The 21069-nt window shown below is 61.4% G+C and carries 22 protein-coding genes; 15 read left to right on the top strand and 7 right to left on the bottom strand.

The features are described from left to right. Positions 1-116: 116 nt before the first annotated feature. Together JQ628_RS25520 and JQ628_RS25515 are read left to right on the top strand one after the other, a co-directional pair. The gene (locus JQ628_RS25520) at positions 117-1160 is read left to right on the top strand and encodes an alpha/beta fold hydrolase (RefSeq protein WP_212226643.1); all 1044 of its coding nucleotides are present in this window, start codon (positions 117-119) and stop codon (positions 1158-1160) included. A gap of 114 nt (positions 1161-1274) precedes the next feature. Next, positions 1275-2108 (top strand): phytanoyl-CoA dioxygenase family protein, encoded by an 834-nt coding sequence (locus JQ628_RS25515; RefSeq protein ID WP_212226642.1) that lies wholly within the window; start codon positions 1275-1277, stop codon positions 2106-2108. Between the two features lie 76 nt (positions 2109-2184). Here the strand turns inward: JQ628_RS25515 and JQ628_RS25510 are convergent, their stop codons facing one another. Next, the gene (locus JQ628_RS25510; RefSeq protein ID WP_212226641.1) at positions 2185-2796 is read right to left on the bottom strand and encodes an SGNH/GDSL hydrolase family protein; all 612 of its coding nucleotides are present in this window, start codon (positions 2794-2796) and stop codon (positions 2185-2187) included. Between the two features lie 422 nt (positions 2797-3218). Between JQ628_RS25510 and JQ628_RS25505 the strand changes: the two genes are divergently transcribed. The 10 genes from JQ628_RS25505 to JQ628_RS25460 all read left to right on the top strand — a co-directional run bounded on the left by JQ628_RS25505 (position 3219) and on the right by JQ628_RS25460 (position 11432). Next, positions 3219-4481, top strand: coding sequence for an ABC transporter substrate-binding protein (locus JQ628_RS25505; RefSeq protein WP_212226640.1), 1263 nt, complete (start codon positions 3219-3221; stop codon positions 4479-4481). A gap of 33 nt (positions 4482-4514) precedes the next feature. Further along, entirely contained in the window at positions 4515-5399 is an 885-nt protein-coding gene (locus JQ628_RS25500) for a branched-chain amino acid ABC transporter permease (RefSeq protein WP_212226638.1), read from the top strand. After that, positions 5396-6370 carry a branched-chain amino acid ABC transporter permease gene (locus JQ628_RS25495; RefSeq protein WP_212226636.1) on the top strand — a complete coding sequence of 325 codons (975 nt, stop codon included), beginning with the start codon at positions 5396-5398 and terminating at the stop codon, positions 6368-6370. The genes JQ628_RS25500 and JQ628_RS25495 overlap by 4 nt, the downstream gene beginning before the upstream one ends. After that, positions 6358-7089, top strand: a complete 732-nt coding sequence (locus JQ628_RS25490) for an ABC transporter ATP-binding protein (protein ID WP_212226634.1) — start codon at positions 6358-6360, stop codon at positions 7087-7089. Before JQ628_RS25495 ends, JQ628_RS25490 begins: the two co-directional genes overlap by 13 nt. A 3-nt stretch (positions 7090-7092) precedes the next feature. Further along, entirely contained in the window at positions 7093-7797 is a 705-nt protein-coding gene (locus JQ628_RS25485; protein ID WP_212226633.1) for an ABC transporter ATP-binding protein, read from the top strand. Next, positions 7787-8452, top strand: a complete 666-nt coding sequence (locus tag JQ628_RS25480) for a TetR/AcrR family transcriptional regulator (RefSeq protein ID WP_212226632.1) — start codon at positions 7787-7789, stop codon at positions 8450-8452. Before JQ628_RS25485 ends, JQ628_RS25480 begins: the two co-directional genes overlap by 11 nt. An 80-nt stretch (positions 8453-8532) precedes the next feature. Next, entirely contained in the window at positions 8533-9051 is a 519-nt protein-coding gene (locus JQ628_RS25475; RefSeq protein ID WP_212226631.1) for a cupin domain-containing protein, read from the top strand. Next, the gene (locus JQ628_RS25470; protein ID WP_212226630.1) at positions 9051-10202 is read left to right on the top strand and encodes an FAD-dependent oxidoreductase; all 1152 of its coding nucleotides are present in this window, start codon (positions 9051-9053) and stop codon (positions 10200-10202) included. The genes JQ628_RS25475 and JQ628_RS25470 overlap by 1 nt, the downstream gene beginning before the upstream one ends. 27 nt (positions 10203-10229) lie before the next feature. After that, a complete protein-coding gene (locus JQ628_RS25465) occupies positions 10230-10514 on the top strand; it encodes a hypothetical protein (protein WP_212226629.1) in 285 nt (94 codons plus the stop codon). A gap of 441 nt (positions 10515-10955) precedes the next feature. Further along, on the top strand, positions 10956-11432 hold the full coding sequence (locus JQ628_RS25460; RefSeq protein WP_212226628.1) for a hypothetical protein: 477 nt from the start codon (positions 10956-10958) through the stop codon (positions 11430-11432). A gap of 92 nt (positions 11433-11524) precedes the next feature. Here JQ628_RS25460 and JQ628_RS25455 read toward each other — a convergent pair whose 3' ends face one another. From JQ628_RS25455 to JQ628_RS25430, 6 genes are all read right to left on the bottom strand, one after another. Further along, positions 11525-12427: a DMT family transporter gene (locus JQ628_RS25455; RefSeq protein ID WP_212226627.1), complete on the bottom strand. Its 903-nt coding sequence runs from the start codon at positions 12425-12427 to the stop codon at positions 11525-11527. A 72-nt stretch (positions 12428-12499) separates the two neighbouring features. Continuing rightward, positions 12500-13411, bottom strand: coding sequence for an alpha/beta hydrolase (locus JQ628_RS25450; RefSeq protein ID WP_212226625.1), 912 nt, complete (start codon positions 13409-13411; stop codon positions 12500-12502). 30 nt (positions 13412-13441) lie between these two features. Next, positions 13442-14866, bottom strand: coding sequence for an aldehyde dehydrogenase family protein (locus JQ628_RS25445; protein ID WP_212226624.1), 1425 nt, complete (start codon positions 14864-14866; stop codon positions 13442-13444). Between the two features lie 3 nt (positions 14867-14869). After that, positions 14870-15679, bottom strand: a complete 810-nt coding sequence (locus tag JQ628_RS25440) for an aspartate dehydrogenase (protein ID WP_212226622.1) — start codon at positions 15677-15679, stop codon at positions 14870-14872. A 19-nt stretch (positions 15680-15698) separates the two neighbouring features. Next, positions 15699-16169, bottom strand: a complete 471-nt coding sequence (locus JQ628_RS25435; RefSeq protein ID WP_249128385.1) for a cupin domain-containing protein — start codon at positions 16167-16169, stop codon at positions 15699-15701. Positions 16170-16455: 286 nt separating this feature from the next. Next, positions 16456-17112, bottom strand: coding sequence for a TetR family transcriptional regulator (locus JQ628_RS25430; RefSeq protein ID WP_212226618.1), 657 nt, complete (start codon positions 17110-17112; stop codon positions 16456-16458). Positions 17113-17286: 174 nt separating this feature from the next. On the opposite strand from JQ628_RS25430, the gene JQ628_RS25425 reads away from it, so the two are divergent. The 3 genes from JQ628_RS25425 (at position 17287) to JQ628_RS25415 (ending at position 21068) form a co-directional block, all read left to right on the top strand. Continuing rightward, positions 17287-19017 carry an FAD-dependent oxidoreductase gene (locus tag JQ628_RS25425; RefSeq protein WP_212226616.1) on the top strand — a complete coding sequence of 577 codons (1731 nt, stop codon included), beginning with the start codon at positions 17287-17289 and terminating at the stop codon, positions 19015-19017. A gap of 132 nt (positions 19018-19149) precedes the next feature. Beyond that, on the top strand, positions 19150-20235 hold the full coding sequence (locus JQ628_RS25420) for an ABC transporter substrate-binding protein (protein WP_212226614.1): 1086 nt from the start codon (positions 19150-19152) through the stop codon (positions 20233-20235). A gap of 26 nt (positions 20236-20261) precedes the next feature. After that, a complete protein-coding gene (locus tag JQ628_RS25415) occupies positions 20262-21068 on the top strand; it encodes an ABC transporter ATP-binding protein (protein WP_212226612.1) in 807 nt (268 codons plus the stop codon). The last annotated feature ends 1 nt before the right edge of the window (position 21069 follow it).

Here is a 21069-nt window from a genome sequence, read left to right as displayed (position 1 = left end):
GCGCCGGTCACTGGGAAACCGCGCGCAAAAATGAAGCCGCAAAATGAAACTTGGACTTCCTGCATTCGCATCCTGTAGCTTGCGTTGAAGTGTTTTCGCGCCAGTCAGGAGGAAGCGTGCCACTGCACAAGCCACGTTGGCGGCATCCGGAACTACAGCCCGGCTGGATCGATCGACCGCATCAAACGCTTGCCTTGGGCGATCTGCCGCTCGAAAGCGGCGAAGCTATACGCGATTTCGAGATCAGCTATGTCACGCATGGGACCCGCTCTCGCGCCGGCGATAATGTCGTCCTTGTCCTGACCGCGATCGGCTCGACCCATCACCGGCTGGATTTTCTGATCGGGCCCGGGCGGCCGCTCGATCCCGAGCGCTACTTCGTCATCTGCGCCGACGCGATCGGCAACGGGCTGAGCACTTCCCCGAGCAACAGCCAGGCGCAGCCCGATCTCTCATTCCCGCGCTTTTCCATCCGCGACATGGTCGCAAGCCAGCGTAAATTGCTGGACGCGCTGGAGGTGAAGCAGCTTGCATCGGTTGTCGGAGCATCGATGGGCGGCATGCAGGCGCTGCAATGGGGCGTGAGCCATCCCGATCGCATGCGAAGCATCGTGGCGCTTGTGCCGATGGCGCGAACTCGCTCATGGTCGGTTGCGATGAACGATGTTGCTCGCCGGATATTGCGGGCCGATCCGGGCTTTCCGTCCGGTCCCTACGGCGCCGGCTTCGATGCCTGGGCCGCGCTGACGCGCGTCATTACCAACCGCGAACCGGGGGCCTTGGAAGGCGTCGCGCCGGCTGCGATCCCAAGCCTGGTGGATCAGGCGATTGAGAGCGCGCGCAGCATGGCATCCGATCCGCTCGACTGGGTCTATCAGAGCTGGGCCTACGATGCGCATGATGTCGGCACGACGAGCGGATTTGACGGCGATACGTCGGCCGCGCTCCGATCGATCAAGGCACCCACGCTGCTGCTTGTTCCGGAACTGGATCTCTACAATCCGGTGGAAGATGCTGTTGAGGCCGCGCAGCTCATTGCGGATGCCACGCTGGTTCGCCTCGCGGGTCGCTCGGGACACGCGGTCGCGGCGGACGCATCGCCGCAGCTTGAGGAAATCCGCGATGCGATCGCTGAATTCCTGGCCGGCCGCGTGCGCTGAACGCAGGCCGCGCGATGCTGCCGTGCATGCGGCGCTTCTTGACAGGACCGGACGGCAGGGTCACTTTTGGTTAAGCTCTGCCGACAAAACAAGAAAAGAGACCGGAGGAAATTCATGACAAAATTGCTGAGCGAGGATGAAGTCGCCGGCTATCGCGAGCGCGGCTATCATTTTCCAGTCAACGCGCTGAGCGAGAGCGAAGTTGCCGAGTTTCGCGGCAAGCTCGAGGATTACGAGGCAAAGATCGGTGGACCAATCAAGGGCGAGATGCGCCACCGCAGCCACGTGCTGTTTCCCTGGATCAACGAGATGATCCGTCATCCGAAAATCCTCGATGCAATCGAGGACCTCTTGGGTCCGGACATCCTCTGCTGGAACACCAGTTTCTTTATCAAGGAGCCGCACGATCCCGGCTTCGTCTCCTGGCATCAGGACGCCACTTATTGGGGGCTCGACTCCTCCGATGTGGCGACCGCCTGGATCGCGATGTCGCCGGCCAACAAGGTGTCCGGCTGCATGAAATTCGTGGCGGGCACCCACAAGCAGCAGGTCCAGCACGAGGATACGTTCGACCAGAACAACCTTCTGACCCGCGGACAGGAGATCGCCGTCGATGTCGACGAGTCGAAGGCGGTTTTTGTCGAGCTCAAGCCCGGTCAGGCCTCGCTGCATCACGTGCTGCTGTTCCATGGATCGGAGCCCAATCGTTCCGATGACCGGCGCATCGGCCTGGCTGTCCGCTATATCCCGACCCGGCTGAAGCAGGCGGTCGGCCAAAGGGACTGGGCCACGCTGGTGCGCGGCAAGGACACGTATCATCACTTCGAGCCGGAGCATGTGCCGAAGCGCGATCTCGAGCCCGAGGCGCTGGCCTTCCACAAGGCCGTCACGGAGGAGCAGGTGCGTGTGCTCTATCGCGGCACCGACAAGACGGCCTACCGCGCGTAACCGCGACGCAAATTGAATTGCCTGGACCGCGCTCCTCGTCCGGGGGGCGCGGTCCAGTTTATTCAGCACCCGCATCCTAGCGGCCGATCCGGTCCGCGATTTCTGCCGCCAGGGCAGGCGTGTAAATCCGATAGCCGGCATCGTTCAAGTGGACGCCATCGAGGCGCGTCGATCCGGCGGGCAGTGGCACCGCAAAAAAGTGGATGCCCTCGCGATCGGCCGCGGCTTTGATGGCTGCGTTCTTTGCGTCCGCATCGATCTGCTGCGTCACGCCAACGACCATCATGTGCGGAGACAGCGCCTTGAGCCGGTGCAGCAAGGCCGGATATGACACGCGCAGGCTCTCTGCGGTGCCGTTGGTCCCGAGTGCAATCACCACGAAAGACGGCTTGCCCGCGACCAGCCCTGGCGCGATCCGCTCAAAGTCCTCGACCGTCGCGCCGCTGATGCCCGCGTTGATGACGGCGCGGCCGCCGATTTCCCGTGGGAGTTTCGCGCCTTCGGTGATGCTGTCTCCGATCACAAGGATCGGCGCCTTCGCTTCCGCCAGTTCGGAGCGGATGACGAATTCCCGAAAGAGCGCGTGGTGGCGCCGCTGGCGGCCGCGCTCACGCTGAAGTTCGAAAAACGAGGCCGCAAGCCCGAGGACCGCAATAGCGGCGACGATCCATGGAATGGCGCGCTTCATGTGGTGCATGGGCATGGCCTGAGTCCATTGATGGGCCCGGCACGACTCGAACCTGCCACCAGACCGCTATGAGCGGGAGAATATTGCCCAGCTTTGTCGATTCGATCCGTCTCGTGGAGGTTGCCAGATGCGGGGGTGCGACGATGCGTGCAACAAAAATTAGACAGTATGCCTTTACATGTCTAATTTTTGTACGATAACATTACAATACTCAAATTGATGGACAGGAATGGCGTTCAGGTTGAAGGCGGGTTAGTTGCCGGCGTGCTGAGCAAAACGCGGCCGGTTGACCTTCATTGCTCGGGGGATTCGTGGACGTGCCATTCCGGCGCGGCTGCTGAATGCATGTTGGTCTGACGACCAGCCTTCTGAATTGTTCTTGTCGGTCGACTTGGGATCGAGGCTTCACAAGGGGGTAAAGCATGTCTCAGTCCAAGCATCGTCTTCCGCGCCGAAAGGTTCTCGGCTTCCTTGCAGCAGCGCCCGTCGTTCTCGCAGTGCGGCCTTCGTTCGCGCAGGAGCCGATCAAGATCGGCGGCATCTTTCCGCTCACCGGCGGCAATTCCGTCTTCGGCAACCAGAATTTTCAGGGCGTCGAGACGGCGATCGATCTCATCAACGATCGCGGCGGTGTGAAGGGCCGCAAGATTCAACTGTTCAAGGGCGACGGAAACAGCCCGCAAGCGGCGATCAGCGAGACCAACCGCCTTGCCTCGCGCGAGGGCGTGAAGATTTTCGTCGGCAGTTCGACGAGCGCCGTCGGCATGGTGGCGAGCCAGGAGGCGGAGCGCAACGGAGCCTTCTACTGGGAAGGGATGGCGGTTGCCAACAACTATACGGAGCGCGATTTCAAGAGCGTGTTTCGCATGGGTTTGAGCGCCGCGGGTCTCGGGCAGCCCGCGCCTCTCTATGTGGCGGAAGTCCTTGCGCCGATGCTGAAAATCGAGCCGAAAAACCTCAAGGTGGCGGTCGTCGCGGAAGATTCCGCATTCGGCGTCGACGTATCCAAGGCCGCTATCGATCAGGCCGACAAGCTCGGCATCAAGATCGGATTGCGCGAGCTCTATTCCGCCAAGACCACCGATCTGTCGGCATTGGTGTTGAAGTTGCGCGCGCTGGATCCGGACGTGATCATCGCTACGCAATTCATCAACGACGCCATTCTTCTCCAGCGTCAGATGAAGGAGATGAACTACAGTCCGAAGGCGTTCGTCGGCACCAGCGCCGGCCATTCCACGCTGTCGCTGGCCGAGGCAATCGGCAAGGATGTCAACGGGATTTTCTCATCGTCGTTTCCGCTCGAGGCAAACGTAAATTCCCTGGCACCGGAAGCGCGTGCGGATCGCGAAGAATTCGTGAAGCGCTATGAGGCGAAGTACAAGGTGATGCCGGCGGTTCAGGAGTCGCTCGGATTTGTCGTGGGTCTCGCACTTGCGCGCGACATCCTGGGCAAGGCTGCATCGGATGGCGCCGCCGACCTTCGTGAGGCAGCGTTGAAGGCCGACGTGCCGGCCGGCTCGTACATCAACGGCTGGGGATTGAAGTTCGACGAGAAGGGCCAGAACCAGCGCGCGTTCGGCAGCGTCGTGCAATGGCAGAACCAGAAGATGATTTCGGTCTATCCGGCGGCCAACAAGGTTCAGGATCCCGTCATGGTGCCGCTGCCCGCCTGGAACGCGCGGTAACGCGCGACCAAGGCAGCGACCCCAGGTACGCGCATGGACATTTACGTTCAGCTCGCTCTGTCCGGCCTGTTTATCGGCGGAGTGTACGCGTTGATCAGCGTCGGCTTGACGCTGGTCTTCGGCGTCCTGCGCGTCGTGAACTTTGCCCATGGCGAGTACCTGACGATCGCGATGTACCTGACCTACTTCATGTTCCAGCGCGTCGGCATCGATCCCTTTGTCGCCAGTATCGCGGTCGTACCCCTGCTGTTCGTCCTCGGGCTCCTGACCGAGCGCCTGTTGATCCGTCCGACGCTCGAGGCGCCTCATGTCGTCCAGGTGTTTGTGACCTTCGCCCTGTCGCTGTTCCTGCAGAACCTGCTGCTGACGCTGTTCACGTCCGACTTTCGAACCGTCCGGACGTCTTACGCGACCGCCGCGTTCCAGATCGGGCCGCTCTACGTGTCCTGGCTGCGTGTCGCGGTCTTTGTGGTGGCGCTGGCGCTGGCCGGCGGCCTCGCCGCTTTCCTGAAGTACACCTACATGGGGAGTGCGATACGCGCCACGGCGCAAGACCGCCGTTCGGCGCGCCTGGTCGGCATCAATGTCGACTGGATCTACGCGGTCACATTCGCGCTCGGTTGTGCGTTGGTCGGCGCGGCGGGCGTTCTTCTCTCCCCGTTGTATCCGGTAAATCCCTATACCGGCGCCGACATGATCCTCATTTCATTCGTCATCGTTGTGCTCGGCGGGATGGGAAGCATAGCAGGCGCTGTCATCGCCGGCCTTCTGATCGGCGTCGTGGAGTCTTTCACGGGATATTTTGCAGGAGGAGAACTGAAGCAGCTCGTTTACTTCGTGCTCTTCATGGTCGTGCTTGCCTTGCGTCCCAACGGCTTGCTCGGCCGCAAGGGCGCCGAAGTCATGGATGTCACGTGACGAATTCTCCGCTCTCCGCGCTCCTGCCGCCCATTGCCGGCTTCGCCGCGCTGGCCGCCTTGCCGCTGGTCTTTTCCGACGCATTCCTTGTGGCGGCCCTGACCCTGGCGTTTCTGAGCGCCGCCGCATCGCTCGCCTGGAATTTGAGCGGGGGATATGCGGGCCAGCTCTCGCTGGGCCATGCGGCCTTCTACGGCATTGGCGCCTATGTCTCGACGATTCTCTTCCTGAAGGCGGGGATCAGCCCGCTCATTGGAATGTGGCTCGGCGCAATTGTCAGCGCGATCTGCGCGGTGTTCCTGGGTGCCGTCACCATGCGGCTGAAGGGCTCGTTCTTCGTGATGTCGACGCTTGCCTTCGGCGCCGTCGTGCACATAAGCGCCATCAATTTGCGCGATTTCACCGGCGGGGCGTCGGGCCTGGCGATACCGCTTCGGCCGAACCCGGCGAACCTGATCTTCGCCGACAAGATGGTCTACACCTACATCGCGCTGGCACTCGTGATCGTGTTCTACGTCATTACGCGCCTGATCGCCGCCAGCAAGGTCGGCTATGGGCTGGTCGCGTTCCGGGAAAACCATGACGCTGCCCGCGCGCTCGGCATTCGTACCTTGCCGCTCCGCATCGGGGTATTCGCGCTCTCCGCCGGGCTGATCAGCATCTGCGGGACGGTGCATGCGCAGTATTACCTGTATGTCGATCCCGATAGCGTGATGGGCCTGAACCTCTCGCTCAACTTTGCGCTGATGGCGATCGTCGGAGGGCTGGGCACGGCATACGGCCCGATCGTCGGCGCGCTTCTGGTGTCGATCGTGTCGGTCGTCATGCAGGTCTATCTTGGCGATCAAATCTCCGGCCTGACGCAACTTGCCTATGCCGCGATCGTCATCCTGGTGTTGATGGCCGCCCCGAACGGGCTTGGACCCTTGACGCACGCGTTCCTGAAAAGGAGAGCAGCGTGGCGGTCCTGAAGGCAAAGGATTTGACGAAGCGCTTCGGCGGCTTGACGGCGGTCAAGGATGTCAGCTTCGAGGCGCGTCCCGGCGAGATTCTCTCCATTATCGGGCCGAACGGCGCGGGCAAGACCACGGTATTCAATCTGCTGACCGGCTTTATCAAGCCGGACATCGGCTCGGTGTCGCTCGACGACCACGATTTGGGAAGCATGTCGCCGGAGAGCCGATGCCGGACCGGCCTCGCACGGACATTCCAGATCGTGCAACCGTTTCGCGGCCTGAGCGTGCTCGACAATGTCGTGATGGGAGCGATGCTTCGTGCCCGGTCGATCGACGCCGCGCGTGAGATTGCCCGGCAGGTGCTGGATGAACTCGACATGTCCGCGCTTTGCGACGTGTATGCCGGGCAATTGCCGATCGGCGACCGCAAGCGGCTGGAGATGGCCAAGGTTCTCGCGACGTCGCCTCGCGCGCTCTTGCTCGACGAGGTCATGGGCGGCCTGATCCCGATCGAAGTCAAGAAGATGATCGGCTTCATCCGGCGGCTGCGGGAACGAGGGATCGCGCTCGTGGTCATCGAGCATCACATGAGCGCGGTGATGCAGCTTTCGGATCACATTCTGGTGCTGCAAAACGGCCGGCCGATCGCGACGGGAACGCCTGCCGAGGTCACGCGCGATCCCGTCGTGCTGTCGGCGTATCTTGGTCCCAACTTCGCGGCGATCGGGAGCTAGGCGATGCTGCGCGTTCGCGACCTCAATGTGAATTTTGGTGACGTCCGGGCCGTCGAGCAGCTCTCGCTCGATGTCGGGGCGGGGCAGATCGTCGGCCTGGTCGGCGGCAACGGGGCAGGGAAGACGACCACTCTTTCCGCGATCTCGGCGCTGGTCAAAAACCGGGACGGCAGCATCGAGTTCGACGGCAAGGACATTTCGCGGCTGGCGCCGCACCAGATCGTCGAGCAGGGCCTGATCCACGTCCCGGAGGGACGCCGGCTGTTTCCATTCATGAGCGTGCTGGAAAACCTGGAAATCGGCGCGTACGGCAAGGCCGCGCGCGGCCGGCGCAAGCAGCAGCTCGAGTTCATCTTCGACCTGTTGCCGCGCCTGGCGGAACGGCGCGACCAACTGGCCGGCACCTTGTCCGGAGGCGAGCAGCAGATGTGCGCCATCGGGCGCGGGCTGATGTCGTGTCCGCGCCTGTTGATGCTGGATGAGCCGACGCTCGGGCTGGCGCCGATGCTGGTCGAAGAAGTATTCAAGCTGGTGAAGACGATTCGGGACCAGGGCGTGCCGATCCTGCTCGTCGAGCAGCAGGTCGTGCACGCGCTCGAAACGGCCGATTACGCGTATGTGCTGGAAAGCGGACGGAGCGCCATGCAGGGTCTCGGCGCTACTCTTCTTCAGGACGATGGATTGAGGCGTGCCTATCTTGGAATCTGATCGCAAGCGAAATCCGGAGGCGACGAGAGAACGCCGCCGCTCGAAGCGGATCGTGCGCCGGCGCGCGGAGATACTGGATGCTGCGAAGCAGATCTTTCTCGCGGGCGAATATGCTTCGGTCACGATGGACGACATCGCGGATACCGCCGGCATCTCGCGGGCGACGATCTATCTGTATTTCAAGAGCAAGCAGGAGGTGTACACGGAGCTGCTGCTGCGCGACCTCGATGCGATGATCACGATGCTGACGACATCGTTCGACCGCAACGACTCGGTGCGCAACAACCTGTTCCGGATGTCGACGTCCTACATGAATTTCTTCCGCGTCCATCCCGAGTACTTCACGACGCTGTCGTTCTTCTTCATGCCCGGCCGCAAGGAGACCTTGCCGCCCGATGCCGCCGCCAAGATCAGCGAGCGGCTCAACGACGGCATCCTGACGATCGAGGAGGCGATCAAGCTGGGAATTGCGCGGGGGGAGGCCCGGCCGATCGACGCGCGCGCCGCCACGCTCTCCCTGTGGGGGCAATGGATGGGCAACGCGTACCTCGCGGTGGCGGGCCGGACGACGATCTACGAGCGGACGATCGAGCAGGTTTATGCAGACGGCATCGACATCTTTCTCGACGGTCTCACGATGCGCAGTTCCGGCTGAGCTGATAGGGCCGGCCACCGCGCGGTAACGCCGTCGCGCTTCCGCTCCGGCGGAGGCAGATGCTTTGGGAGGAGCTTTTGATGGACATCGAAACCTACGTGCTGAAAGGCAATGGACGGATTCCGAATTCGCGTCTGCCGGTCCTGATCTACCGGCAGGCCTTCGAGATGCGGCCGCTCGAGCTGGAAGACCATTTTCGGCAGAACGAGTGGCCGACGGACTGGCACAGCTCCTTTGGAATGTATCCGCGCCACCATTTCCACAGCGATACGCACGAATTGATCGCGGTCACGCGCGGCACGCTGGTAGGGCGGTTCGGCGGTCCCGAGGGCGTGCAGATCACCATGACAATGGGGGACTTCGTGGTGATCCCCGCCGGCGTCGGACATTTCGGCGAATCCATCACCGAAGATTTGCGCCTGACCGGCGCATTCCCGCTTGGCCACGCCATCCACGACTTCCGGCTGGGCTATGTCGAGGAGTACGGCCGGATGGTCGAACGCTCCCGGCGCGTGCCCATTCCGGTGTTCGATCCCGTCGAAGGCGCGGCCGGATCTCTTCCGCAAATATGGCACGATGCGCTCGGAGGCGTGCAATAATGCCTGCTGCGGAAATCGTCGGCGGCGGCGTTGCGGGCCTTGTCGCAAGCATTCAACTCGCCAAACGTGGATGGTCGGTCAGGCTGCACGAGCGAAGCGACGCGCTGCGGGCGGGTGGCAACGGACTGCCGATATTCGAGAATGGACTGCGCATCCTTGAAGCGCTCGGGCTCGGGGACGCCATCCAGAAGCGCGGACACCAGCTCAACAAATGGATCATTAGGCTGAGCTCCGGCCAGCAGACGCACGAATACGAGCCCTTTACGGCAACCGGTGGCCGCATCGTGATGTTCCAGCGTCAGGCGCTGGTCGATCCGCTGGCGGAGGCGGCGGCCAAGGCCGGCGTGAAAATCGAAACCGGCTCCAGGGCTGTCGGCGCCGAGCGTGAAGGCGTTCTGCATCTCGAGGGCGGGCGCCGGCTTGAAGCCGACCTCATCGTTGCCGCCGACGGCATCCATTCGGTCGTCAGGAAGTCGGTCGCGGGCTCGCTTCCACTGGGCAAGCATCGCAAGGGTGCGATCAGGTTGCTCATTCCAATCCATCCCGGCGACTTCCCCGATGGAAATGACCGCGTCGCGACGGAGTACAACGATCCAAGCGGACGCCGTATCGGGCTTCTGCCCTGCTCGTCGCATACGATGTACATGATCCTGGTAGCGTTGTTGTCGGATCCGGAAGCGCTGCAAATGCCGATCGATCCGGCGCTGTGGAAAGCTACGTTTCCGACACTCGGGCGGTATATCGACCGGGTCGGTTCGAGCGGGCATTATGACGAGTATCACTCGATCTTTCCGCCTGCCTGGCATTACGGAAAATGCGTCCTGATCGGCGATGCCGCGCATGGCATGACCCCGGCGCTGGGCCAGGGGGCGAACTCGGCGATGATGACGGCCTATTCGCTGGGCGCCACCGATCTGTTGAGCGGTCCGCTATCGGACGCGCTCACGGCCTGGGAAACCAAAATCCGGCCGCTGGTTCATTTCACCCAGAAGTTCGCCGAAGGGATCACCGAGGGGCGGCTGGATCCCAAGAACGATATCTTCTTCAGCGATCCGGCGCTGCGCCCCCTGCTGAGCGCCGACATTCCCAACATGCACTTCGACATGCCCGATTTCAGGGCGCTGAAGCTTCCACTTTCCAATGCCGTGTGACGGCATCCACCTGAGAAAGGTCAAATCATGTTCCAGAAGCCACCGGCGCCCGAGCAATATGACACATTGGCGGATACATCCGGTTACGCGCGGCCGACCGACGATTTCGGCGAGGCGACGTTCGGCGATCCGATCGAGAACCTCGAGAAGCTGCGCCAGATGTTAATCGACAAGCGTCGATACCTGGCGCAGGACGTGATGACCTATCCCGTGGTGTTTCTCGGGCGCGCGCAGGACATTGCGGACGTTCAAAGCCTGCTGAATTCCCTGGAGCAGGCGATCGCGCATGAGAAGGCATTGCGAGGTTTTTGAGCGACGGTAATTTTTCGAGACGCATACGAATCAAGCACCGGATCGCTATCTTTGGACCTGCTGAATCTTGATCAGCGGGTCCCGGGTTCGAAGCCTGGTGCGCTGACCGGGCCATTCATGCGTTCAAGCAGCTAAGGGTGAGAGGCCCTCGCAGCAATCACAGAAGGGGCATGTCGGTACGGCCAGTCGCGGTGCGAGGCCTTAAGCGCCGCCCCTGAAACTCTGCGCCACAATCTTTTCCAGCGCCAGCATCATCCCCGTACATCGTCCACGGCCGGTGCAGCTCCTTCGCATCCAGACATCGCGCTTCGCCGGTGGTCGGACGACCGGCATGGTCGTGAGATGGATCGCTGCCCCGTGGCTTTATTTCGCATCCGCTCAGATTGACGCGATCTGGCATTCCGATTGGAATGTACCTCTACTTTAACAATGGAGCCCGAAATGAACTTTACACGTTTTCTTCCATTCGCTGCCGTTGCAATCGGCCTTGTCGCCGGAAGCCAGGCGCACTCGGTGGCGCTCCAGTATGGCAAGTACTACGACGAAACGGTTGTGCAGGATGCCCTCGCATGCAACCCAACCTTCTGCCGAATGTATTTCTCCCAGTTGCCGGCAAACAAGCTCGTTATGATCCGCAAGGTGCATTGCACATTTATCAGTGCAAAGCCGATGCTAAGAGCGGCCCTCAATATTGCAGCGACATCCGGTGGTGGTTCCGCGATCAGCCGCCATCTTCCATTGACCATGATCAAAGATCCGGCCGTCTCCCCGAATACATTTTTTCACGCGACCGTGGATGTCGAGACCCAATGGCTGGTGGGTCAGGGAAGGTTTCCATTCGTCGAACTTGAAAAATCCGACACGGGTGCTTCCTTCAGTGATTGCACCTTGATCGGAGAGATGGTCGATCCGATTTAGGAAATTTCAAAAGCCGTCGCTTCGGGTAGCTGGCTGAGTGAAAACGCCATACTGGCCGCTACCTGCTGCGATGGCCGCTCCGCTCAAAATGGTCATGATGAACTGGATCGTGCCGCACTGAACACACCGGTAGCTATTCCGCCCAGGATCATCGTCATGGCCACTATGAGCGATGGTGTAACGGCTTCGTCAAAGAGCACGTTTGAACAAACGACGCCCACGACGGGTGTCGCCAGCAAGACCAGCGAGGTGGTCACCGCCGGCAGGCTGCGATTTGCTACAGCCATTGCCCAGTAGGCGAAAGCCGTTCCGAAAATCCCCGCGAAGGCGAATGCGCCGATCAATAGCGGTGTCCACTCTATTGTGGGCACGCCCTCGACGCCCAAAGCGATGATCGACGAGATGATGGCGGCCAGCAGCGTCTGCCAGAACGTGAGCTGGAACGGTGTCGAAATCCATCGGTGTGCCCGGACATAGATGATATTTGCGGCCCAGGAGATAGCGGCCAGCAACAGGCACCCGTTGCCGAGAAGCGCGTTCTTGTCGTGCCAATCGAACGATGACGGATTGAACATCACGCCAAGGCCCGCAAGACCCAGCGCGACACCGATGCTCTGTCCCCTGGACATGCGCTCGCCGAGAAAAAGTGCGGCGCCAGGCGCCACCCATAGCGGAACGGTATAGCCCAGCACGATGGACCGGCCGAGCGGCACGAGCTGTAGTCCAAAGTTGACGAGTGTCGAAAATCCGACGAGGTGCAGCAGCGTGATACTAAGGATGACGGAAATGTCGCCCCGTCGCGGCAGGACAAGTTGCCGGCTAAAGACGAGCATTCCGAGAAGCACGACGCTCGCAAGGGCGCAGCGGATTCCCGTGACCCAGAACGGCGCGACGTGTTGCACGATGAGCTTGGTCGCAACCCAGGTCAGCCCCCACATGAGAACGACGGAGACAAGCACCAGGACCGCAGCGCGATGTGATACGGGGCGGTTCATGCATTATCCGGTTCTGACCATTCGATCCTCAGACACGGGCCTTGCCACAAGATATCGGCGGTCAGCGCGGCATCACCGGGGATGGTCGATAAAATCCAGCATCGCAAGCCCCAGCAATTCGTCGGCCGTGCCGATATGCGCCATTGTCGAGGTGTGGTTGTGGCCGCGTAGCCAGACCGTTGGAGGGCTGCGCCGCTTGGCCTGCGAGAGGCGAAAGACAAGTTCTGCGCAGTGCAGGTCGAGGAGCGGGTTTTCATATTCGCCCCATGCCACGAGCGTGGGAACGCTGTCGGCATCGACATGCGTAACGGGTGAGAAATCATCCAACTGCCGTGCATCACTCGTCCCGTAGTACCGCACGACTTTTTCGCCGTTCGGATTTTCGGGCAGGTTTTCCGCGCGCACCCGGCCGCTCAGCACGATATGGCCGGCGAGGCCAGGGCCGTTTGCGGGCTGCCGCCTCTTGTCGTAAGCGTAGCTCCCCGTGTGGGCGGCGCCGGCGGAATGGCCCATCAGAAAGATGCGGTTGAGATCTATGCTCAGCTCGTCGGCATGTGCTTGCGTCCAGCGAAGCGCGCTTGCAACGTCCTCCGTTGCGCCGGGATATCCGACCTCATCACCCAGCCGGTAGCCGACATTGATGCCGACGAGACCGTGACGCGCGAAAAATACCGGCACGTTCGAATAGACCATGTCGGTCCGGTTGCGGTGTCCATCCATGAACGCTCCACCATGGACGAACAGGACGGCGGCATGCTTCCCGGTTGTTCGGCCGGATCGATAGACGTCGAGCTCCTGCCGCGGATGAGGTCCATAGGGCAAGTTGCGCTTCGCTTCGATATCGTCGCGCGGGGACAGCTTCAACACGTCGCTGAACCGCTCGATCATGGTCTCGATGTTCTGCGGGCGATTGACGCTCCAGCGCGGACCGATCTCCGACATGAGGCTGCGCAGTTCGGGCGGGATCTCCGGAGGTCGGACCATGTTCGCGCACTCGCTTTTGGGCCGCTGTCTTCACGGCCTCACGCCGATGAATTTGATCTGGGACAGCTCGTCAATAGCATAGCGGATTCCTTCCCGGCCGACTCCGCTTTGCTTCACGCCGCCAAAGGGATAGAGATCGAGGCGGAAGCGGCTGGCTTCATTGATCCACAGCGCGCCGACGTCGAAGTCATCCGCGAAACGGAAAGCCGCGCCGAGATCGCGGGTGAAGACCGATCCTTGCAGGCCAAAGGGGGAATCGTTGGCGAGGCGAAGGGCTTCGTCGATCGTATCGAATGGCGCGACCAGCGCGATCGGGCCAAAGACCTCTTCCTTCCAGAGACGCGCGGTCGTCGCCACGTGGCAAACGATGCCAGGGGTGACAAGCGCGTTGTCCTGGGTGGGCGGCAGCGCATAGCGGGCGCCGTGTTCGATTGCGTCTGCGCACATGGCCATCACTCGGTCCGCCGAGGATTTACTCACCATGGGTCCGACATCGGTTGCGGGATCATCGGGCTGGCCGCACTTCATGTTTTTGGCCGCCGCCACGAATTGTTCGAGGAACTGTTCAAGGACCGAGCTCTGGACCAGGATACGCTGGGCGGAGATGCATTGTTGCCCGCTGGCTTCGAATGCCGCCGCTGCAATCCGCTTCGCGGCATCGACTATATCGGCGTCGGCCATAACGATATTGGCGGCGTTCGATCCGAGTTCGGCCACGAATTTCTTGGCGCCCGCAGCACGGGCGAGCGCGTCGCCGCCGGCCGTGCCGCCGGTGAACGACACCGCGCTAACGAGCGGATGAGCGACCAGTGCGCCCGCGGTCGCGCGATCTCCAGTCAGGACTGTGAAGAGGCCCGCGGGCCAACCGGCTTCCTCAAAGAGCTGGGCGAGCTTGAGCGCGGTGCGCGTTCCGGCGGGAGCGGGCTTGACGATGACGGCATTTCCGGCCGCGATTGCCGGGCCGACCTTCTGCACCAGAAGATTGACCGGCGCATTGAACGGCGTGATGCCGGCGACCACGCCGTAGGGAATGCGCCGTGTAAAGCCGAAACGTCCTTCGCCCGTCGCAGTGCTGTCGAGCGGCAGGACATCGCCGTTCAACTGAGGCAGCGCGGATGCGCATCCCTGAAGAAATTCCGCGCCGCGCCGGACCTCGAACCGGCAATTGCGGATCGGCTTGCCGACGTCCTCAGAGATCAGTCCGGCAATTTCCTCGGCGTTCGCGGCAAGCGCGGTTGCGGCGGCCTGTAGCCAGGCGACACGTTGATGGACCGGCGTCTTGCGATTGGCCTGAAACACCGAGAAAGCAAGCTTCGCCGCGGCCTCGACGCCCTCCACGCCGGCTTCGAAGATGTGTCCGATCACCTTGCCGTCGACGGGGCGGACATGGTCGAACATGACGGACCCGATCCGGGAACGTCCCCCGATGTAGGAACGAATTTCGGCAATCGACATCGGTTACTCCATGCCCTTTCGTGGACGAATGACGTCGAGCCGTTCCTTGACGGCTTGAACGATACTGAGTGCAGTTACCGCGGAGGTCTTCGGGTTCGCGGCGGAAGGCGTATTCTCGAAGACAAAGCTGGCGCGCCCGGCGGAGCTTTCGATCTCGATTTCGTGGGAATTGCGTTTGACGCGTGGATCCGCAACGACCCGGACTTGCAACGCGTTCATGCCGCCGACCGCCAGCGCAATCGTCAGGGCTACGTTCAAATTTTGGGGAAAGAGAAGGGCAGCCTTGCGCGCGCTTCCCTCGAACAACACGATCTCCGAGGTTGCGGCATCGGGGTCGAGGCCAAGCGCGGCAATCTCCTGTCGCCACGCTGCTACAGGCTTTCGCGAACAGTATCGCGCGGCAACATCAGGCAGTTGCGCAACAGAACGGAGATAATCAATTCCGCCGATCGCGCCGCCGGGCAGAATAAGACCGGACTGTCCGCGTTTCTCTGCGTGCCTTACGCTTGCTTCCAGGGCGTCGTCGGCGAGAGCGCCGACCGAGGTCAGCACGACCGGTATCCCGTCCTCGAGCAGGGGAGGCACGCACTCCCTGACGGCGGCGTGGCCGGCCGCTTCAATCACGATGTCCGGCGCCTTGTCGATCAGGTCGAACACGCTGCCGACCCAGTCGATACCGGCTGTTGCCGGTATCGGCTTGCGCGTCAGGATGGTCAGGTGCGGCGGGTCGGACGCCGACAGCAGCCTCGTCGCAACGTCCTTTCCGATTGCTCCAAAGCCGACAAGCCCTATTCGGCGCGCGCCCGTGGACATCCTTCGCGCCGCAAGCCGGTCAAACGGCTTTTAGATGCGCGTCGCGACGCTTGTAGAGCTCGTCGTCCGCATATCCCATGGTCTCGGGCTGGCCGCGACCCAGCATGACCTGGAAATACACCGGCTCAAGACTGTCATTTTGGTAGCCATGGATGACGCCGGCGGGACAGGAAATGCATTCCCAGGGGCCGAGGCGCTTGGTGACGCGGTTGCCCTTCTCGTCTTCGACGAACACGTCGAGGTGTCCCTGGAGGACGAAGAAAACTTCTTCGACCTCGTGAGTATGGGCGGCGTTGCCCTGGCCCGGGGGCACGAACATGATGGAGAGCGTGAAGTTCTTTGCCGGAATCACGCTGGTGTCGCCGTGCTTGCCGGAACCGCCCGCGCCGATGAAGCGATGTTGCGCCCGCTTGAAGCCTTCGATCTTGGCATCTTCGAACGCGGCCCAGTCGGCCTTCCGGTCCGCGAAGCGCGCGGTGTAGCGCTTCATGATGTCTTCCAGGGAAACTCCGACAAGTTCAGCCGGTAGCGGATGTCTGGCGACGCCCATCGCATTGCTCCTTCACGTCTCGATGGCCACGATCATATCTATCTTGACCATCTAGTCAAGAGGACGGCATGGCGTCGTCTCGGGGACGCGACATAGCGGAAGCAAGAGCAGGGCAGCTCATTTGCGCGTTATGTCGAACATCCACAGCGCATGCTGATTGATTGCATAATCAAGGTTCGTGCAGGTCTCGCCGGCAAAGAAGTCGGTCGGGCCTGCGGGCAGGGAATTATGCACTCTTGCGCAGCGAAGTGCGCTCGGTATCCGAGCAGCATTCGCGCATGATGGTCTCGACGGCGTGCGCCAGCCATTCACTGTGCGCAGCTTCAGACGACATGTCGCGACCGAGCGCAATCTCCAGCGTGAACTGGTTCGACAGATAATGGTAGCAGAGCGAGCAAAAGGTCAGGTAGATCAGCGCGGCATCAAGACCCTTGCGGAAAACGCCATCCTTGCTGCCGCGCTCCAGGATGAAGGCAATCGTCTCGAGCAGGGGATCGTAGAGTTCGCGAACACGCTGCGACTTCTTCAAATACCTTCCTTTGTGCTTGTTTTCCTCGTTCATCAACCTGATGATCGTCGGGTCCCCGCGCAGCGCCGCAAAGGTATGCCGGACCAGTTGTTCCAGCGCGACGACGGGATCGCTCGTCCTGAGGGCAAGGTCCTTCTGCTGGTCGCGCATGCGTTCGTACATCCGCTCGAGCACCGCGACGAACAGCCGTTCCTTGGATTGGAAATAATAATACAGCATGTTCTTGCTGAGATTGCATCGCGCCGCAATCCGGTCGACCCGACCGCCCTCGAAGCCCAAGCGGGCAAATTCTTCGGTTGCCCTGATAAGTATTTGCTCGCGGGTTCGGGCAGGATCGTTGTGGCGGCGTGCCAAGGATATCTCCAGGAAAATCTGACGAACCGATTCTGGGCTCATCATATCAATCTTGCTGCGCGACTTACAATTTTACCGTGCTGCCGCCGCCAAAGTCGAGATTGTATTCGATAATAAACTGATGTTGAATGAACGTTCAACTGGATTAATTCGAGATTGGTAGGTCGGAAACTCATGATACCCGTCAGGCTGACCGATATCCCCGACGGTCAATCCTTCGACGTCATCGTCGTCGGAGCCGGCGCCGCCGGCATGTCGGCCGCGTTGTTCGCAGCGATATCAGGCCTGAAGCCGCTGCTCGTCGAGCACACAGATCGCGTCGGCGGCACCAGCGCCTATTCAGCCGGAAGCGCCTGGATTCCCAACACCCGCCACGCGGCGCTCGTCGATGCGGACGACAGCCTCGAAAAGGCGGCGCTCTATTTGCGGCATTCGGTCGGCAACGAGTCGCCGGAAACGATGCGAATGGCGTTCCTGTCCAGCGGCCCGGACGCAGTCGCCGAACTCGAGCAGAAATCCCAGGTTCAGTTCAGGGCCCGTCGGCTGCACCCTGACTACAACAGCAGCCTGCCGGGTTCGACGCTCAAGGGACGAGTCCTGGAGGCTGCGCCGTTCGATGGGCGGGCATTGGGATCGATGTTCGGGCTGGTGCGCGAGCCGATCCCGGAATTCACCGTCCTCGGCGGCATGATGGTCAATCAGGAGGATGTGCTGAACTTCCTCTCGGCTGGCCGCTCATGGCGGGCGTTTCGCCACTCGGCGGGATTGCTGGCGCGGCATGCGGCCGACCGGTTGTCGCACCCTCGCGGCACCCGCTTGATGATGGGGAATGCGCTGGCCGCGCGGCTGTTGATCTCGCTGCGCGATCGAAACGTGCCGGTCCTGCTGAAGGCGACGGTTACGGCGATAGAAGCCGACAACGGCAGTCCTTCATCGGTTTCGATTGTGCAGGATGGCGTCACCCGCCGGTTTTCCTGCCGTGGCGGCTTCGTTTCAGCGACCGGCGGCTTCAACCGGCATCCGCAATTGCGGTCCAGGATGTTGCGCCAGCCGGTGGCCGAATATTGCCCCGGCGCGCCGGGCCACACCGGCGGGCTTCACGAACTGCTGTCCGGATTGGGCGCGCGTTATGGCGATGACGGCCGCGACAGCGCGTTTTGGGCTCCGGTCTCGGTGCGCAAGCGGTCCAATGGAGAGACCGCTGTATTTCCGCATTTCATTTTCGATCGCGGCCGTCCGGGAACGATCACGGTCAACCAGCGCGGGCAGCGCTTCGTCAACGAAGCGCTTTCATATCATCCCTTTACGCAGGCCATGTTCGAAGCCGATGCGAAATCACCGTCGATCCCGGCTTACTTGATCGCGGACGAAACGGCGCTCCGGAAATACGGGCTCGGAATGGTGAGGCCGGGCCGGTGGGGACGCACGCCATTTCTCAAGGACGGCTATCTGACGCAGGCTGAAAGCCTTGCCGGGCTTGCGACCAAGCTCGGCATCGATCAGTCCAATCTTGCGGCGACGGTGACGCGCTTCAATCAGTTCGCGAAAACAGGAATCGATGAGGACTTCGCCCGCGGCTCGACCGACTACCAGCGTATTACGGCGGGCGACATGAATCATGCGCCAAACCCGTGTCTTGGCCCGCTCGAGACGCCGCCGTTCTACGCCGTCCGGCTTTTTCCCGGCGATATCGGCGCTGCCACGGGATTTGTCACGGATGAATCCGCCTGCGCGCTGCGTCGGGACGGCAGCCGGATCGAGAAGCTCTATGCCTGCGGCAACGACATGCATTCGATCATGGGAGGGAACTATCCCGGACCGGGCATCACCCTGGGGCCTGCGATTGTTTTTGCGTATATCGCAGTCCGTGACATCGCGAGCCGCATCACATCGGGGCGAGTGTGATGAGCGCCGAGGCGGCTTCAATTGGACCGGACATGCCGGCGCCCATGGCATGGTTGTTGCTTGAAAACGCCGCGGGTCGGTCAGTTGACTGACTAGACAGTTAACGCATAGGATAGATGCAAGGGTGATCTGATGTCGAGATCGACAAATTCGCCGACAAGAAATTTCCTTGAGGAGGGAGCCGTGCCTGTCATTTCCGGTAAGAACGCATCAGGCCTGACACGCCGCACGATTCTCGGAGGCGCTATAGCTGCTCCGTTCGTGCTCCGCAGCGGACGCGCCCTCGCGGATGAAGCGCTTTCGGTTCGTGTCGACTTTGCGCCTTGGGGCGTTCAATCGGCCCTGCATTTGTCCATGGCAAAAGGGTGGTTCAAGGAAGACGGGTTGAGAATAGACCTGCAAGATGGCACCGGAACTCTCAATACGATCAATCTGGTCGCTGCCGGCAACGTCGATGTCGGGCTCGTCCAGCTCGGCATGCTGGCGATCGCCCGGTCGCAGGGGCTTCCGGTTACCTCGTTCGCCGGCTTCCTGCGCAAGGGCGATCTGGCGACATTGGTCGACGCCAAGACCGGTCCGAAGACGCCGAAGGAACTTGCCGGCAAGAAGATCGTCTGCTTCGCCAACAGTCCCTGGGCGCCGTTCGTCGACGTGTATCTGAAACGCATCGGTTTTTCGCGCGGCGAAGGACCCGACAAGGTCAACGTGGTGATGGTCTCGCCGGCGGCAATGGTGCCGACCTATGCTTCCGGCGGCGCGGATGGCTTCATGTCGCTGAAGGAATTCGGCGAGCCTTATGTGGCGAAGGAGCGGCCGGCTCGTTCGATCCTGGCCGCCGATGTCGGGATTGCCTTCCCAAGCTATGGACTGATCGCGACGGACGAGACGTTGAAGAAGCGCAAGGATCTGCTGGCGAAGCTGGTCGCCAATCAAAGCCGCGCCTGGCAATACATCTTCGCCGATCCGGCTCACATCGACGAGGGCGCGAAAGCCATCATGGCGAACCGCCCGGACAAGCAGCTCAATTTCGACATCCTCAGGGGGCAGACTGCGCTCTGCAAGGAGTTCTTCGATACGGAAAACACCAAGGGCAAGCCGCTGGGCTGGCAGTCCCCGGATGACTGGAAGAAAACGCTCGCCATGATGGTGGAGGCGGGCCAAGCCAAGGCCGATGCCAACATCAATGACTTCTTCACCAACGACCTCGTTAAATCATGACGTTGCAGCTCGTCAGGAGCCGGCCAATGGAGTCTGAGTCGGTCGTCCGATCCAGCGATCCTGCCTATATTTCGATCAACGATGTCGAAAAAACGTACGCGGCCGATGAGAGTCCGATTCCTGCGCTGAAGGGCATCAACCTGGACATCGCGGCCGGAGAATTCGTCAGCATCGTCGGACCGTCCGGTTGCGGCAAAAGCACGCTGCTCAAGTGTGTGGCGGGCCTTCAGGGCGTCAGCTCCGGATCGATTTCGATCCGGCAGCAGCAAGTCAAGGCGCCGCCGGACAACATGGCGATCGTTTTTCAGCGCGATGTCCTGTTTGACTGGAGAACGGTCCTCGACAATGTGCTGATCCTGGTCGAGTTCAGGGGACTGCGTCGCCAGGACTATGAACAGCGCGCGCTCGAGCTGCTCAAGGATTACGGGCTGGACGGTTACGCGCACCGCTTCCCGTGGGAATTGTCAGGCGGCATGCGCCAGCGTGTCGCAATCTGCCGCGCGTTGATCGTCGACCCCGATCTTCTCCTGATGGACGAGCCGTTCGGTGCGCTCGATGCCATGACCCGTGACGACCTCAACGCGGAGCTGGAGCGGCTGTGGTACGAGACGCGCAAGACGGTCATCTTCATCACCCACGGCATCGATGAGGCCGTCTATCTGGCCGACCGGGTCGTGGTGATGGCGCGCAATCCCGGCCGGATTGCCGAGATCGTTCCGATCGACATTCCAAGGCCTCGTCCGCTCAGCATTCGTCAAACTGAGGAATTCGGAAAATATGTCCAGCACATCCGTCATCTCTTCGCGTCGATGGGGCTTCTCAAAGCAGAATGAC

The sequence above is a fragment of the Bradyrhizobium lablabi genome, assembly GCF_018129385.1.
In the GTDB taxonomy this organism is placed as follows: domain Bacteria; phylum Pseudomonadota; class Alphaproteobacteria; order Rhizobiales; family Xanthobacteraceae; genus Bradyrhizobium; species Bradyrhizobium lablabi_C.
Note: the sequence above shows the minus strand (reverse complement) of the source record. Positions and strands in the feature narration are given on the sequence as shown.